The sequence below is a fragment of the Pseudomonas sp. JAI115 genome, assembly GCF_014200835.1.
In the GTDB taxonomy this organism is placed as follows: Bacteria; Pseudomonadota; Gammaproteobacteria; order Pseudomonadales; family Pseudomonadaceae; genus Aquipseudomonas; species Aquipseudomonas putida_A.
The window spans coordinates 69,839-84,512 of the sequence record NZ_JACHCY010000019.1; the positions used below are offsets into that span (position 1 = coordinate 69,839).

Sequence of the window (14,674 nt, forward strand, 5' to 3'; positions counted from 1 at the left end):
TATGCGAAATCGAACGATCAAACACTTGCTTGCGCCATCCCTGCTGACCCTGGCGATGTTCGCCGGGGCCACTCAGGCCGCCGCACCACTGCGTCCGCCACAGGGCTACTTTGCGCCGGTGGATAAATTCAAGAGCGGCGACAACAGCGAAGGCTGCGACGCGATGCCGGCGCCGTACACCGGGCCGCTGCAATTTCGCAGTAAGTACGAAGGCTCGGACAAGGCTCGCGCGACGCTGAACGTGCAGTCGGAAAAAGCCTTCCGCGACACCACCAAGGACATCACCACGCTGGAGCGCGGCACCGCCAAACGGGTGATGCAGTTCATGCGCGACGGTCGTCCGGAGCAGCTCGACTGCACGCTGAACTGGCTGACCGCGTGGGCCAAGGCCGATGCGTTGATGTCGAAAGACTTCAACCACACCGGCAAATCAATGCGCAAATGGGCGCTGGGCAGCATGGCCTCTTCGTACATTCGCCTGAAGTTCTCCGACTCGCATCCGCTGGCCACGCATCAGCAAGAAGCGCAGCAGATCGAGGCGTGGTTCAGCAAGATGGCCGATCAGGTGGTCAGCGACTGGGACAACCTGCCGCTGGAAAAAACCAACAACCACTCGTACTGGGCCGCGTGGTCGGTGATGGCGACCTCGATCGCCACCAACCGTCGCGACCTGTTCGATTGGGCAGTGAAGGAATACAAGGTCGGGGTCAATCAAGTCGATGCCGACGGCTTCCTGCCTAACGAGCTCAAGCGCCAGCAACGCGCCCTCGCCTATCACAACTACGCCCTGCCGCCACTGGCGATGATCGCCAGCTTCGCCCAGGTCAACGGTGTCGATCTGCGTCAGGAAAACAACAGCGCGCTCAAGCGTCTGGGTGATCGGGTGCTGGCCGGGGTGAAAGACCCGGACCAGTTCGAGAAGAAGAACGGCAAAGAGCAGGACATGACCGACTTGAAAGAGGACATGAAATTCGCCTGGCTCGAACCGTTCTGCACCCTCTACACCTGCCCGGCGGATGTGATCGAGAAGAAGCACGGCATGCAGCCGTTCAAGACCTTCCGCCTCGGCGGCGACCTGACCAAGGTCTACGACCCGTCGCATGAGAAGGGCAACAAGGGTTCGTAAGAGTGAATGCAATCCCCTGTGGGAGCGGGCTTGCTCGCGAATGCCGTCTGACATTCAAAACTGATGTCGACTGACACACCGCCTTCGCGAGCAAGCCCGCTCCCACAGTGAAGTGATGTCGCCCCCTGAATTTTCACGGGGGGTTTGGGGGGGCTTTGGCCCTTGACTGTTGGTTCAAACATGGAGAGATCGGGATGGTATTTTCATCCAACGTGTTCCTGTTTCTGTTCTTGCCGATCTTTCTCGGCTTGTACTACTTGAGCGGGCAACGCTATCGCAACCTGTTGCTGCTGATCGCCAGCTACGTGTTCTACGCGTGGTGGCGGGTGGACTTCCTGGCGCTGTTCGCCGGCGTCACCCTGTGGAACTACTGGATCGGCCTGAAAGTCGGTGCCGCCGGCGTGCGCAGCAAACCGGCACAGCGCTGGCTGCTGCTCGGCGTGGCGGTCGACCTGTGCATCCTCGGCTACTTCAAGTACGCCAACTTCGGCGTGGACAGCATCAACGCGATCATGACCTCGTTCGGTCTGGAACCGTTCATCCTGACCCACGTGCTGCTGCCGATCGGTATCTCGTTCTACATCTTCGAATCGATCAGCTACATCATCGACGTGTATCGCGGCGACACCCCGGCCACCCGCAACCTGATCGACTTCGCGGCGTTCGTGGCGATCTTCCCGCACCTGATTGCCGGCCCGGTCCTACGCTTTCGCGACCTCGCCGACCAGTTCAACAACCGCACCCACACCCTCGACAAGTTCTCCGAAGGTTGCACGCGGTTCATGCAGGGTTTCATCAAGAAGGTCTTCATCGCCGACACCCTCGCCGTGGTTGCCGATCATTGCTTCGCCCTGCAAAACCCGACCACCGGGGATGCCTGGCTTGGCGCGCTGGCGTACACCGCGCAGCTGTATTTCGACTTCTCCGGTTACAGCGACATGGCCATCGGTCTGGGTCTGATGATGGGTTTCCGCTTCATGGAAAACTTCAAGCAGCCGTACATCAGCCAGTCGATCACCGAGTTCTGGCGCCGCTGGCACATCAGCCTGTCGACCTGGCTGCGTGACTACCTGTACATCACCCTCGGCGGTAACCGTAAAGGCACGCTGATGACCTATCGCAACCTGTTCCTGACCATGCTCCTGGGTGGTCTGTGGCACGGCGCGAACATCACTTACATCGTCTGGGGCGCCTGGCACGGCATGTGGCTGGCGATCGAAAAAATGCTCGGCATCAACACCTCGCCGCGCAGCCTCAACCCGATCCGCTGGGCGCTGACCTTCCTGCTGGTGGTGATGGGCTGGGTGATCTTCCGTGCCGAAAACCTGCACGTCGCCGGGCGCATGTACGGCGCGATGTTCAGCTTCAGCGACTGGTCGCTGTCGGAACTCAACCGCGCCAGCCTCACCGGTCTGCAAGTGGCGACCCTGGTGGTGGCGTACGCAACCCTGGCGTTCTTCGGCCTGCGTGATCTGTACACCAACCAGCCTCCGGTGAAGAGCAAACCTGAAGTCAACGTCGAGGCCAACAGCCCTGCCACCGCGACCCCGGGCATGATCAAGGCAGCCCCCGGCGAGAACCCGGCGAGCATCCATGAGCCTGGCTACACCGTCGGCGTCGAGGCGCAGGTGCAACCGGCCTACTGGACGGCGGACTGGTCACGCTACGTGATGCGCGGGCTGATCCTGCTGCTGTTCATCGCCTCGATTCTCAAACTCTCGGCGCAAAGCTTCTCGCCGTTCCTTTACTTCCAGTTCTGAGGGATCTGACATGACCCGCTCATTACGCATCTTCTACATCGCGCTGTTTCTGGTGACCCTGCTGGTGCTCGGTCTGTGGTCGGTGCGCAGCTTCTTCGGCTTCAGCACCAACGCCGATGCGACCGTGCTTAACGGTCGCTGGACCAAAGCCGTGGAAACCCACTACGACGATCAGTTTCCGATCAAGCGTCTGGGCACCAACCTCTGGGCGGCGCTGGATTTCAAACTGTTCAACGAAGGTCGTCCAGGCGTAGTGCTCGGTCGCGATCAGTGGCTATACAGCGACGAGGAATTCAACCCGATCGTCAACGAAGAACTGAACCTGCAAGGCAACTACGCGCTGGTCGAAGGCGTGCGCCAGACCCTGAAAGAGAAAGGCGTGAAACTGGTGATGGCCATCGTGCCGGCCAAGGTGCGTCTGTACCCGGAACACCTGAGTGAAGTGAAACCGGCGAGCATCCACGCCAACCTCTATCAGGACTTCCACGCCCGTGTCGCCGCAGACAAGATCCTCGCCCCGGACCTGCTTGGCCCACTGCAAAAAGCCAAGCAGAACGGTCAGCAAGTGTTCCTGCGCACCGACACCCACTGGACCCCGGAAGGCGCTGAAATCGCCGCCAACACCCTGGCCAAGACTATCGCCGACAAGTTCCCGCTCAGCGGCGAGCCACAGCGCTTTGTCACCACGCCAGCGGAGAAGGTCACGCACAAGGGCGACCTGCGTCTGTTCCTGCCACTGGATCCGCTGTTTGAAAACCTGATGCCGGCACAAGAGCCGCTGCAGAAGCGCAACACCGTGGCCGCCGAGCAGCCTGCCGGTGACGACGCGCTGTTCGCCAGCAGCGAAGTACCGGTCGCACTGATCGGTACCAGCTACAGCGCCAACCCCAACTGGAACTTCGTCGGTGCGCTGAAACAAGCGCTGCACAGCGACGTGGTCAATTACGCCGAGGACGGCCACGGCCCGATCCTGCCGATGCTCAGCTACCTGAAAAGCGATGACTTCAAGAACAGCCCGCCACAGGTGCTGATCTGGGAGTTTCCTGAACGATATCTGCCTGTGAACAACGAAATCGGCGACGCCGACCCACAGTGGGTCGCAGAGCTCAAACAAGCCGGTGCTCGCCAACAAAACGTAGCTATCAACACTAAATCCGAGACGCCCGATCGGGCGCAAAACTGAAAGAGAGGTAACACCATGACTTTCACTACTACTCCTCGTCGTCTCGCCAAACGCTTCGCATTGGTTGCGGGTCTGAGCGTGCTGTCGGTCCAGGCCTTTGCCGGTGGTGACGCCGCGCTGTACGGCCCGACCGCGCCGAAAGGCTCGACCTTCGTGCGCGTCTACAACGCCAGCAACGCCGAAGTCAGCGCCACCGTCGGCAGCACCAACCTGAGCGACGTTGCGCCACTGGCCAGCAGCGACTTCAGCTTCATGCCGGGCGGCGACTACAGCGCCAAGGTCGGCAGCCAGACCCTGCCGGTCAAACTCGCCGGCGACCACTACTACACCCTGGTCAACAACGCGTCCGGCGCGCCACAACTGATCGAAGAACCACCGTTCAAGAACAAGCAGAAATCCCTGGTGCGCGTGCAGAACCTCAGCGACAAGCCGCTGACCCTGAAGACCGCCGACGGCAAGACCGACGTGGTGCCGAACGTGGCGGCCAAGGGCCGTGGCGAACGTGAAATCAACCCGGTGAAAGTCAGCCTGGCGCTGTACGAAGGCGACAAGAAAGTCGGCGACGTGAAACCGGTCGCCCTTGAGCGCGGTGAAGCAGCGGTGCTGTACGTCACCGGTTCCGGCAGCAGCCTGTCGCCAGTCTGGGTGAAACGCCCGGTGTCGACTCGCTAACCAATTTCATGAACTGACGCAGTAACCCTGTGGGAGCGAGCCTGCTCGCGAATACGGTCCGACATCCAACATCAATGTCGACTGATGTACCGCTTTCGCGAGCAGGCTCGCTCCCACAGGGCCTCTAACCAATCGATTTTTATGGAGTAAACAACATGATTCCGGTGATCTTGTCAGGTGGTAGCGGTTCACGTCTTTGGCCGCTTTCGCGCAAGCAGTTTCCTAAGCAATTCCTCGCCCTGACCGGTGAACACACGCTGTTCCAGCAAACCCTGGAACGTCTGGTGTTCGAAGGCATGGACACGCCGATCGTGGTCTGCAACAAGGATCACCGCTTCATCGTCAACGAGCAGTTGGCCACCCGTAACCTTGAATGCCAGCGCATCCTCATGGAGCCGTTCGGCCGCAACACTGCGCCAGCGGTAGCGCTGACCGCGATGATGCTGGTCAACGAAGGCCGTGACGAACTGATGCTGGTGCTGCCGGCCGACCACGTGCTGGAAGACCAGAAAGCCCTGCAACGCGCCCTCGCCCTGGCCACCGTGGCCGCCGAAAACGGCGAAATGGTGCTGTTCGGCGTGCCGGCGACCAAACCGGAAACCGGTTACGGCTACATCAAGTCCACCGGCGATTCGCTGCTGCCGGAAGGCGTCAGCCGCGTCTCGCACTTCGTCGAAAAACCCGACGTCAAGCGCGCCACCGAATACGTCGAATCCGGCGGCTACTACTGGAACAGCGGCATGTTCCTGTTCCGCGCCAGCCGCTTCCTCGAAGAGCTGAAAAAGCACGATCCGGACATCTACGACACCTGCCTGCTGACCCTCGAGCGCAGCCAGCAGGACGCCGACACCGTTACCCTGGACGAAGCCACTTTCGCCTGCTGCCCGGACAACTCCATCGACTACTCCGTCATGGAAAAAACCCAGCGTGCCTGCGTGGTGCCGCTGACCGCTGGCTGGAGCGATGTCGGTTGCTGGTCGTCGCTGTGGGAAGTCAACGAGAAAGACGCCAACGGCAACGTCAGCAAGGGCGACGTAGTGATCCAGGACAGCAAGAACTGCATGATCCACGGCAACGGCAAACTGGTGTCGGTGATCGGTCTGGAAAACATCGTCGTGGTCGAAACCAAGGACGCGATGATGATCGCCCACAAGGACAAGGTTCAGGGCGTCAAGCAGATGGTCAACACCCTCAACGAGCAGGGTCGCAGCGAAACCCAGAACCACTGCGAGGTTTATCGTCCGTGGGGTTCCTACGACTCGGTGGACATGGGCGGGCGTTTCCAGGTCAAGCACATCTCGGTCAAACCGGGCGCGTGCCTGTCGCTGCAGATGCACCACCACCGCGCCGAACACTGGATCGTGGTCAGCGGCACTGCTGAAGTGACCTGCGACGAGAACGTCTTTCTGCTCACTGAAAACCAGTCGACCTACATCCCGATCGCCTCGGTGCACCGCCTGCGCAACCCGGGCAAGATCCCGTTGGAAATCATTGAAGTGCAGTCGGGCTCGTACCTGGGCGAAGACGATATCGAGCGCTTTGAAGATATCTACGGTCGCTCGACCCCGATCGAACGCGGCGTGTCGGTGAAAACCATCGCGCAGTAAGCGTTCCGCAATAAGAAGCCCCCGTCCAGCCCGCTGCGTCCCCTATCCGCAGTGGGTTGGGCGGGGGCTTTTTTTCAACTCAACGAATGTTGTCGAGTCAGCCTCGGCCGGGAATGTCCCCCCAGCGATTGCTGCCTTCCCGCGTAGGGAGCCGGTGCGAGCAGTCCGATAAAGTCCTGGGTCCGCCGCAGGCTCTGCAGCGTACTGGACGTTTGCATCGACAAGTCGGAGACCGCTTCGAAAAGCTCCGGATCCGCGCTGCCGGTGGTTGCCAGCTCGGTAAGGATGGCCTGCGTCCTGAACTCGACCATGTCGATGTTTGCCGAAAGATGTTCATAAGTGTTGCTTAACGCCTCAGCATTCAGTCCCTGCGCTGCATGGATGAATTCCCGCCCCGTCTGGAACAGCCCCCGAGTTTCTGGTCCCAGTTTTTCAGAGACTGCCTCGATCACTTTGCCCTCGACCTTGGCGCGCGCCATTTGGGTCAAGCGTGATCGACCGTCGGCTGTGCGCGGATCATGCGCTGCCAATTGCAGCTTCACTGTGGCAAGACTCAGCTTCTTTTTCGGCTCGACGCTTTCAACCAGAGCCTTGGGATTCAATTCGCTGCCCTTGAAATGGATAGGTCGGTTCAACTGATAGGTGTCCACCACCTTGTCGATGGCTGCACCCGCCAACTTATCGGCGACCTTCGTGCCAATCTTGCCCCCAAGCGAACCGGCTACCGGTCCGAACACGGTGCCCATTGCAGTGCCAATCGTGCCCCCTGCGGCTTGAGCGCCTGCGCTGAACATGCTGCTGGCCAGTTGCGTCCCGACGCGCCTGGCCAAGGCCTGAAACCGGTGTCGCGCCTGAGTGTGATTGAGCAATGAGTTTCTGACGTCCGCTGCCGCCGAGGTCATCGTGCTCATTAATGCCTGCTGCTTTTGCACACTGTCAGCCAACTCAGATGTGGCGGTCTTCCCGCCCCCATCGGTGTCGACATGGTTCATGGGCGAGTTACCCACCATCTGATACAGGTTCGGCCCGTCGATAAAGCCTTTCGGGTCAGGATTCAACCAGCGCTGCAACCACGGCATGTAATAGCGATAGCCATAATAATAGAGACCTGTGGCATCGCGCTCCTTGCCCGAATAACGCAGGGTTTTGTAACTGGCCTCGGTGTCCTTGCTCCACGCCGTTTCACCGAACGGGAAGAATGTTTCTTGACTGATGAGCCGGGCATCCTCGCCCAGTTCCAGGCAGGTCGATCCGAGATGATCCGTCAGCGTGTACCGATAATGGTCATTGGAACCGGTGGGCGGAGCACTTTCCCAGTGCAGCACGTGTACACGGCTGATGTGGCCCTCGACGCAGATCACTTGCAATTGCTCACCGGTGGCCGTGTCGGTGCGTAGCTCCAGTCCAGGCAAATAGCGCACCTGGGCCGTGACGCCGCGGGCATTCGTCTGGAGTGAGCGAATCTTGCGCACACGTTGACCGGCACCGTCGTAGCAATAGTGTTCACGGTCATTGGGGCCGCTGGCACGTTCGACCGGCGTGACCGATTGCAACTGATTACGCAGATTCCACGTCAATGAACTCCCCGCGTACAGCGCTCGCAAATTGCCACGGGGATCGAACGCCGCGGCAATCTCCTCTTCCGTCGGTGGCACGCCATTACGGTAAGGCAAACAGCGATTACTTGATCGCGCAGCTTTGAGCTCGCGGCCATTGCGCGCGCCAACATGCGTCAGCAGCAGCAGATTGCCGGATTCATCGTAGTCGAAGGTCTGTCGATAATTGCTCACTGCTGCCGGATCGTCACGTCCGATGGACGCCGGACCTTGAGTAGCAGCACCTGCTTCCCAACCGGTGGCCACATGCAACTGGTAGAAGCTGTCGTAGTCGAAACGACTGACAGGATCGATACGCTGGTTGGCGAAATACCGGATCGGCAGTGCCTTGTCCTCGATGCTCAGCAAGTTGCCCATCGGGTCATAGTCGTAGATCAGATGTTGCAATACCTCGCCCCCGGCTTTCCTCGCATGGCGGGTTAGCAGAAGACCGTCCTCGGGCTGATAGGTCAGCGTCGTCAGCACACCATTGCCCGCCAGTTCCTGAGTGACTTGCCCATCAGCGTTGTAACGAATGTCGCTCACCAGCGTTTGCGCTTTGGTCTGGTGCCGCAATTGCAGATGGCAGGCACGCAACTGACCGTCCAGCGTCAACTCGCGGTCCTGTCGATTATCACGTGCATCGACTTGTTCGAGTACCTGCCCCAGCGGCCCGAAGCGCCAGCGGGTCGTTGCACCGTCACCGGGCTCCAGCAAGCGCTGGCGGTCATCAACGTTTTGCGGCCAATCGGGGACGCTGGGGTCGAGGGTGAAGTGCCGCGTGCTTTCAATGCATTGCCCACTGATTGCAAAGCTTTGCGAGCACACACTACCCGCCGGATCATCGTGCCCAATCAACTGGCCCAGCTGATTCCGGGAGGGATCACCCGCGCCGGGCTGACCGTAAGTGAGACGTTCGACGCACCGCCTAGGCTCGGATGCGCCTTCTTCGAACACGGCAATCGGACGCAGCAGCGGGTCGTGATGCACCTCGCGCCAGGTTTCTCGACTGTCCCAGTCGTACAGCGTCTCGGCACCGAGCCCGTACAACGCCAGCTGCGTACCGGCATCGACGCTGTCGGAGCGCAGCGTTTGCCCGATCAACGAATAAAGGGTGCGCAGATTCGCTGGCGTCAGCGGCTCGGTCGTTTGCAGTGCCCACAGGCGCGGATCCCACTGTTCCACAACCCTTCCAGCAGCGTCGCGCACCGTGCGATTGACGCGGGTTTGAGCTGGGCAAAGGTCGTCGGCACGCCAATAACCAACCGTCCGAACCTGCAGTCCGCGCGGGTCGCTTACTGAAAGCGTCGGTGTTTTTCCATGCTTGTTCATCAGCTTGCTCCCGGCACTAGCGTTATCCATGCTTCAGGGCATCAGAGCATCCGCGCTTTGCGATTTTCAACTGTCAGAAATTACAGTACCGACTGACGGTACATTCGGAATACGCGCGAATGTCCATTGCGCCGGCCCTCCGGTAGGATGGTACTCACGAACCAAGGAGCCTTCCCTCATGTTCATCGGCATCCTGCTGATCATCACCTGGTTGATTCTGCTGCTGCGCTATCCCGCCAAGGCTGTGCCGGTCTCCGTGGCCGCGGCTATCGGTCTGGGCCTGGTGGCCATGTGGGTGGTGTGGCTGGACAACCGCGAGCTCAAGCAACTGGCGCGCCTTGAGATGCGCATCAGCTATGCACCGGAACAATGCCCGGCAGATCGGCCGCTGCAATTGAAAATGAAAAACGGCAACGACGTGCCGCTGACTGAACTGCGCTGGCGCATCGCAGCTTACGCGCCGGGCGACACGGTCAATCTGGCCGACAACCAATACACCGCCCCGCGCTATCGCGGCCCCGGCGAACTGCAGGCCGGTGGCGACTGGGAAGACTGCCTGCCGATGCCTCCACTGCGCCCCGGTTATCGCCCACAAACCCTGGAGTTTCGTGCCGAGCGCTTGCAGGGCAGTTTCTCCGACTGATCCCCCTCCTCCCATTTTTTGCACAAGGAATGCGCCATGCCCGTTGCGTTGATTACCGGTTGCTCCAGCGGCATTGGCCGCGCCCTCGCCGATGCGTTCAAAGCCGCCGGTTACGAGGTCTGGGCCAGTGCGCGCAAGGCTGAAGACGTCGCGGCCCTCGCCGCTGCGGGGTTCAGCGCAATCGCGCTGGACGTCAATGACAGTGTGGCGCTGGAACAACTCGCCGAGCGCATCAACCAGCAACACGGCGGCCTCGACGTGCTGATCAACAACGCCGGTTATGGCGCCATGGGACCGCTGCTCGACGGCGGCGTGCCGGCCATGCAGCGCCAGTTCGAAACCAATGTGTTCTCGATTGTCGGCGTTACCCGCGCCCTGTTTCCGGTACTGCGCCGGGCCAAGGGGCTGGTGGTGAATATCGGCAGTGTCTCAGGGGTACTGGTCACGCCGTTCGCCGGCGCCTACTGCGCCTCGAAAGCCGCGGTGCATGCGCTGAGCGATGCGCTGCGCATGGAGCTGGCGCCGTTCGGTATCCGCGTGATGGAAGTGCAACCGGGAGCGATTCAGTCGAGCTTCGCCAAGAATGCCGGGCATGAAGCGGAGCAACTGATCAACGAGCAATCACCGTGGTTTCCGTTGCGTGAGGGGATTCGTGCGCGGGCCAAGGCATCGCAGGACAAGCCGACCCCGGCCAGTGAGTTTGCGGCTGAGTTGCTCAAGGCTGTGCAGCAGGGCACGCCGCCTCGCTTGATCCGCATTGGTAATGGCAGCCGCGCGTTGCCATTGCTGGCGACGTTATTGCCCAAGGGATTGCTGGAGTCGACGTTGATGAAGCGGTTCGGGTTGCGCGGCCAGCTCTGAGACCGAGGTGACCCCATCGCGGGCAAGCCACGCTCCCACAGGGTTTTGCGCCGTACACGAATATCCAGAGGAACACAAAAACCTGTGGGAGCGTGGCTTGCCCGCGATGAGGCCGGCACAGTCAACCGAGATCCTCAGCCCCAGCCCTTCATGAAATCAATGAACGCCCGCACCTTCAGCGGCAAATGCCGGGTATCCGGGTACAGCGCATACACCCCCTGCTGAGCAAACCGGTAATCGGCCAGCAACCGCACCAATCGCCCGGCCTGCAGATCCTCCTGAATCAGCCACTGCGGCAAAATCGCCACGCCTTGGCCAGTCAGCGCAAACGCCCTGAGCGTCGCCGAGTTGTCGGCGACGATGGCGGTGGTCCCCGGTTTTGGCTGGTAGACATGCTCGCTGCCGGCCGGGTCGGTCACGGTCATTTCCGGAACTCGGCCATGGCCCAGCGTCGGCATCGACTCCAGCGTCGCCAGCGTGGCAACCGGCGCAAAGCGTTCTACCAGCTGCGGCGCGGCCACCGCATACACTTCAAACCTCGACAACTGCACCGCACGCAGATTGGAGTCGTGCATGCGTCCCAGACGAATCGCCATGTCGAAGCGTTCGGAGATCAGATCGGCGTGGGTCGAGGACGTCGACAGGTGAATGTTCAGTTGTGGCTGTTGCTGACGGAACACCTCCAGCGCCGGCACCACTTGGGCCAGGGCGAATTCCACGGTGGTAGTGATGCGCAACGTGCCCTTGAGTTGCGAATGCTCGGAGCGCGCTTCCTCGATCGCCAGTCGCGCTTCGTCGAGGGTGCGCAGGCAGCGCCGATAGAAGCGCTCGCCGGCATCGGTCAGGGCCAGTTGCCGGGTGTTGCGCGTGAGCAAGGTGACGCCCAGTTCTTCTTCCAGTCGCTTGAGATTGAAGCTCACCACCGCGCGCGTCTGGCCCAAGGTATCGGCGGCGGCCGTCAACGACCCGGCCTCGACCACGGCTTTGAAGGTGTCAAATCGGTCAAGGCTGACCATGTCCAGCGCACTCCCTGTCAAAATATTTTTGACAAACTAGCAGGCAAACCAGCGTTTTCCTAACGCCTGAAGCGCCCTACCCTGCACGTCTCATCACAGGGAAGCTGCCATGGCCTATCGCTCGAAAGTCGCGCTGGTGTATCTGTTCGGGTTCGCCCTCGACCTGCTGAACATGTTCGCCGCGAGCATCGCCTACCCGGACATCGCCCGGGAATTACAGGCCTCGGTGACGCAACTGGCGTGGATCACCAACGCCTACATGCTCGGGCTGACACTGATCATTCCGCTGAGCGTGTGGCTGGCGGCGCGGCTGGGCGAACGGCGGCTGATTCTGGGCTCGTTGCTGCTGTTCGGTATCGCTTCCGGTCTGGTGGCCCAGGCCGGGTCGATTGAGAGCCTGATTGTCTGGCGCCTGCTGCAAGGCCTCGGTGGCGGCTTGTTGCTGCCGATCGGTCAGGCCTTGGCTTATCGGCAGTATCCCGCGACACAACGCGCGCATTTGACCGGCGTGGTGCTGATGGTCGCGCTGATGGTGCCGGCCCTGTCGCCGGCGGCGGGCGGCCTGATCGTCGAGGCGTTGTCATGGCGCTGGATTTTCTACCTGAACATGCCGCTGGCGCTGCTCGCTTTCGGCCTGGGTCTGCTGTGGTTGCAAGCGGATCAACCCGGCACGGAACGCCCGACACTGGATCTGCGCGGCCTGCTGCTGGCGGTGGCAGCCCTGACACTGTTGTTGATTGCCGTGAGCCTGGCGAGCGCCGCCGCTACCCGACACCTCGCCGCCGGGGTTCTGCTGCTCGGTGTCCTGACCCTATGGCTGTACCTGCGCGATGGCTGGCACAAACCCGACGCGGTGCTCGACCTGCAACTGCTCAAGAGCCCGTCGTTGCGCCTGGCGATGCTGATCTACCTGTTCGTGCCCGGGGTGTTTACCGGCACCAACATGATTGCCGTGTTGTACCTGCACGACCTCGGTTTCGGCGCGGCGCAGACCGGTGCGCTGATGCTGTCCTGGGCAGCCGCATCGGGTATGGCGATCATGCTCGGCAAACGCAGTTTCAACCGCATCGGCCCCAAACCGTTGCTGATCGCCGGGATGCTTTTGCAGTGCCTGGGGATTGTCCTGCTGATGCGCATCGAACAACCCGCCGCCGCGCCGCTGGTCATTGCCTATGCCTTGATGGGACTGGGCGGCAGCCTGTGCAGCGTCACCGCGCAGAGCCTGGCGTTTGTCGGCATCGCGCCAGAAAAAATGGGCCACTCCAGCGCTCTGTGGAACATCAATCGCCAGCTCGGTTTCTGTCTTGGCGCCGCGCTGCTCAGTTCGCTGTTGGGTGCACTGGGCGGCAACGGATTCAAATACTGCTTTGTCGCGGCGGCCTTGCTCACCTTGTTGCCCATGATCGCCGTGCTGCGTTTCGACGCCTCCAAAGTGCTCGCCCTGCTGAGCCCACCTCCCCTTCAGGAAAAATCCACATGACTGACTACAACGAATATTTTGATGAAGTGATCCAGGCCCACCTGGTGATCGAACGCTGGTTTGCCGTGGAGCAGGATTCAGCCGAAATGGAGCGCTTGCTGAGCCGATTCTCGGCGGATTTTTCCATGGTCACGCCGCTGGGCGTGGCGCTGGATATCGAAGCCTTGCGTGCGCTGTTTCACGCGGCGGGCGGGAACAAGCCCGGGTTCAGGATCGAGCTCAGTGAGCTGCGCGGGATTGCGCTGCATGCGCATGGCGGGACGCTGAGTTATCGCGAGCAGCAGAGCGATGCGAGCGGGTTGCGCACCGATCGCCGCTCGACGGTGGTGTTTGAAAAGACCGAGGCCGGGCGGGTGCTGTGGCGGCATTTGCAGGAGACGTTTTGCGCTGAATGATTACTCGGTTTTGGTCTGAAAGACCGGGTTGTTCTCTTCGCGAGCAGGCTCGCTCCCACACTGGATCTGTGGCACATCGAAGATCCCTTGTGGGAGCGAGCCTGCTCGCGAATGGCCGCGACGCGGCCTGTCAGTTATCCACAGGCTCTTGCTTCACCACCACCGTGCAAGTTATCCCCGCCGCCAACAACACACCCTCCGGCACTTCGTCGATGTGAATGCGCACCGGCACCCGCTGCGCCAGACGCACCCAGTTGAACGTCGGGTTCACATCGGCGATCAGCTCGCGGCTTTCCGGGTTGTCGCGGTCGTAGATGCCGCGGGAAATGCTCTCCACGTGGCCCTTCAACACTTCGCCGCTCATCAGTTGCATGTCGGCCTTGTCGCCTACGCGCACGTGCGGCAGTTTGGTCTCTTCAAAGAAGCCGTAGACCCAGAACGAGTTCATGTCGACCACGGCCATTTTCGCTTCGCCGATGCGCGCGTAGTCACCGCGATGCACGTTGAGGTTGGTCACGTAGCCGTCCACCGCCGCGCGCACTTCAGTGCGTTTGAGGTTGAGTTCGGCGGCTTCCAGTTGCGCTTGTGCGTGTTGGTAATCGGCGAGCGCGGCGTCGGCGATGTTGCTGGCGTCGTCGCGGTTTTCCTTGGAGATCACCAGATTGTCGAGGTCGGCGCGGCGATGCGCGTTGACCTTGCGCATCTCCCAGGTCGACTTGCGCGAAGCGACCAGCGACTGCGCCTGCTTCACCGCGAGACGGTAGTGCTCGGGGTCAATTTGCATCAGCAGGTCACCCTTCTTCACCAATTGGTTGTCGCGCACCGGCACGTCGACCACTTCCCCGGTGACGTCGGCCGCGACGTTGATGATGTCCGCCCGCACCCGGCCGTCGCGGGTCCACGGGGTGTTCATGTAGTGCTCCCACAGGGTCCGGCCGATCCACAGTGCCAGGGCCAGCACCAGCAGGGTCGCAAGCAGGCTGAAAAACTTTTTCATCAGAACG

12 protein-coding genes are annotated in these 14,674 nt (G+C 61.1%); 9 read left to right on the forward strand and 3 right to left on the reverse strand.

Annotation, left to right across the window (positions count from 1 at the left end):
- Window position 1: 1 nt before the first annotated feature.
- From HDC30_RS26625 to HDC30_RS26645, 5 genes are all read left to right on the forward strand, one after another.
- A complete protein-coding gene (locus HDC30_RS26625) occupies window positions 2-1,126 on the forward strand; it encodes a mannuronate-specific alginate lyase (protein WP_027610922.1) in 1,125 nt (374 codons plus the stop codon).
- 194 nt (window positions 1,127-1,320) lie between these two features.
- Window positions 1,321-2,886: an MBOAT family protein gene (locus tag HDC30_RS26630; RefSeq protein ID WP_183785833.1), complete on the forward strand. Its 1,566-nt coding sequence runs from the start codon at window positions 1,321-1,323 to the stop codon at window positions 2,884-2,886.
- Window positions 2,887-2,896: 10 nt separating this feature from the next.
- The gene (locus tag HDC30_RS26635; RefSeq protein WP_183785835.1) at window positions 2,897-4,069 is read left to right on the forward strand and encodes an alginate O-acetyltransferase; all 1,173 of its coding nucleotides are present in this window, start codon (window positions 2,897-2,899) and stop codon (window positions 4,067-4,069) included.
- Window positions 4,070-4,084: 15 nt separating this feature from the next.
- Window positions 4,085-4,741: an alginate O-acetyltransferase AlgF gene (locus tag HDC30_RS26640; RefSeq protein ID WP_007969549.1), complete on the forward strand. Its 657-nt coding sequence runs from the start codon at window positions 4,085-4,087 to the stop codon at window positions 4,739-4,741.
- Between the two features lie 155 nt (window positions 4,742-4,896).
- A complete protein-coding gene (locus HDC30_RS26645) occupies window positions 4,897-6,348 on the forward strand; it encodes a mannose-1-phosphate guanylyltransferase/mannose-6-phosphate isomerase (RefSeq protein ID WP_183785837.1) in 1,452 nt (483 codons plus the stop codon).
- A gap of 74 nt (window positions 6,349-6,422) precedes the next feature.
- Here the strand turns inward: HDC30_RS26645 and HDC30_RS26650 are convergent, their stop codons facing one another.
- Window positions 6,423-9,275 (reverse strand): RHS repeat domain-containing protein, encoded by a 2,853-nt coding sequence (locus tag HDC30_RS26650; protein WP_183785839.1) that lies wholly within the window; start codon window positions 9,273-9,275, stop codon window positions 6,423-6,425.
- Between the two features lie 178 nt (window positions 9,276-9,453).
- Here HDC30_RS26650 and HDC30_RS26655 point away from each other — a divergent pair, with 178 nt between their 5' ends.
- Together HDC30_RS26655 and HDC30_RS26660 are read left to right on the forward strand one after the other, a co-directional pair.
- A complete protein-coding gene (locus HDC30_RS26655; protein ID WP_027610918.1) occupies window positions 9,454-9,918 on the forward strand; it encodes a hypothetical protein in 465 nt (154 codons plus the stop codon).
- A 36-nt stretch (window positions 9,919-9,954) separates the two neighbouring features.
- Window positions 9,955-10,779 carry an SDR family oxidoreductase gene (locus tag HDC30_RS26660; protein WP_183785841.1) on the forward strand — a complete coding sequence of 275 codons (825 nt, stop codon included), beginning with the start codon at window positions 9,955-9,957 and terminating at the stop codon, window positions 10,777-10,779.
- Between the two features lie 134 nt (window positions 10,780-10,913).
- Here HDC30_RS26660 and HDC30_RS26665 read toward each other — a convergent pair whose 3' ends face one another.
- Window positions 10,914-11,795: a LysR family transcriptional regulator gene (locus tag HDC30_RS26665; protein ID WP_183785843.1), complete on the reverse strand. Its 882-nt coding sequence runs from the start codon at window positions 11,793-11,795 to the stop codon at window positions 10,914-10,916.
- A gap of 109 nt (window positions 11,796-11,904) precedes the next feature.
- On the opposite strand from HDC30_RS26665, the gene HDC30_RS26670 reads away from it, so the two are divergent.
- Both HDC30_RS26670 and HDC30_RS26675 read left to right on the forward strand, forming a co-directional pair.
- A complete protein-coding gene (locus tag HDC30_RS26670) occupies window positions 11,905-13,275 on the forward strand; it encodes an MFS transporter (protein ID WP_183785845.1) in 1,371 nt (456 codons plus the stop codon).
- Window positions 13,272-13,670 carry a hypothetical protein gene (locus tag HDC30_RS26675; protein WP_027610913.1) on the forward strand — a complete coding sequence of 133 codons (399 nt, stop codon included), beginning with the start codon at window positions 13,272-13,274 and terminating at the stop codon, window positions 13,668-13,670. The genes HDC30_RS26670 and HDC30_RS26675 overlap by 4 nt, the downstream gene beginning before the upstream one ends.
- A 130-nt stretch (window positions 13,671-13,800) precedes the next feature.
- Here the strand turns inward: HDC30_RS26675 and HDC30_RS26680 are convergent, their stop codons facing one another.
- Window positions 13,801-14,667: an HlyD family secretion protein gene (locus tag HDC30_RS26680; RefSeq protein ID WP_183785847.1), complete on the reverse strand. Its 867-nt coding sequence runs from the start codon at window positions 14,665-14,667 to the stop codon at window positions 13,801-13,803.
- Window positions 14,668-14,674 lie beyond the last annotated feature (7 nt).

Bases quoted from the DNA above. Each gene is read 5' to 3' on its own strand.
- HDC30_RS26625 (WP_027610922.1), top strand. From the start codon at position 2: ATGCGAAATCGAACGATCAAACACTTGCTTGCGCCATCCCTGCTGACC.
- HDC30_RS26630 (WP_183785833.1), top strand. From the start codon at position 1,321: ATGGTATTTTCATCCAACGTGTTCCTGTTTCTGTTCTTGCCGATCTTT.
- HDC30_RS26635 (WP_183785835.1), top strand. From the start codon at position 2,897: ATGACCCGCTCATTACGCATCTTCTACATCGCGCTGTTTCTGGTGACC.
- HDC30_RS26640 (WP_007969549.1), top strand. From the start codon at position 4,085: ATGACTTTCACTACTACTCCTCGTCGTCTCGCCAAACGCTTCGCATTG.
- HDC30_RS26645 (WP_183785837.1), top strand. From the start codon at position 4,897: ATGATTCCGGTGATCTTGTCAGGTGGTAGCGGTTCACGTCTTTGGCCG.
- HDC30_RS26650 (WP_183785839.1), bottom strand. From the start codon at position 9,275: ATGAACAAGCATGGAAAAACACCGACGCTTTCAGTAAGCGACCCGCGC.
- HDC30_RS26655 (WP_027610918.1), top strand. From the start codon at position 9,454: ATGTTCATCGGCATCCTGCTGATCATCACCTGGTTGATTCTGCTGCTG.
- HDC30_RS26660 (WP_183785841.1), top strand. From the start codon at position 9,955: ATGCCCGTTGCGTTGATTACCGGTTGCTCCAGCGGCATTGGCCGCGCC.
- HDC30_RS26665 (WP_183785843.1), bottom strand. From the start codon at position 11,795: ATGGTCAGCCTTGACCGATTTGACACCTTCAAAGCCGTGGTCGAGGCC.
- HDC30_RS26670 (WP_183785845.1), top strand. From the start codon at position 11,905: ATGGCCTATCGCTCGAAAGTCGCGCTGGTGTATCTGTTCGGGTTCGCC.
- HDC30_RS26675 (WP_027610913.1), top strand. From the start codon at position 13,272: ATGACTGACTACAACGAATATTTTGATGAAGTGATCCAGGCCCACCTG.
- HDC30_RS26680 (WP_183785847.1), bottom strand. From the start codon at position 14,667: ATGAAAAAGTTTTTCAGCCTGCTTGCGACCCTGCTGGTGCTGGCCCTG.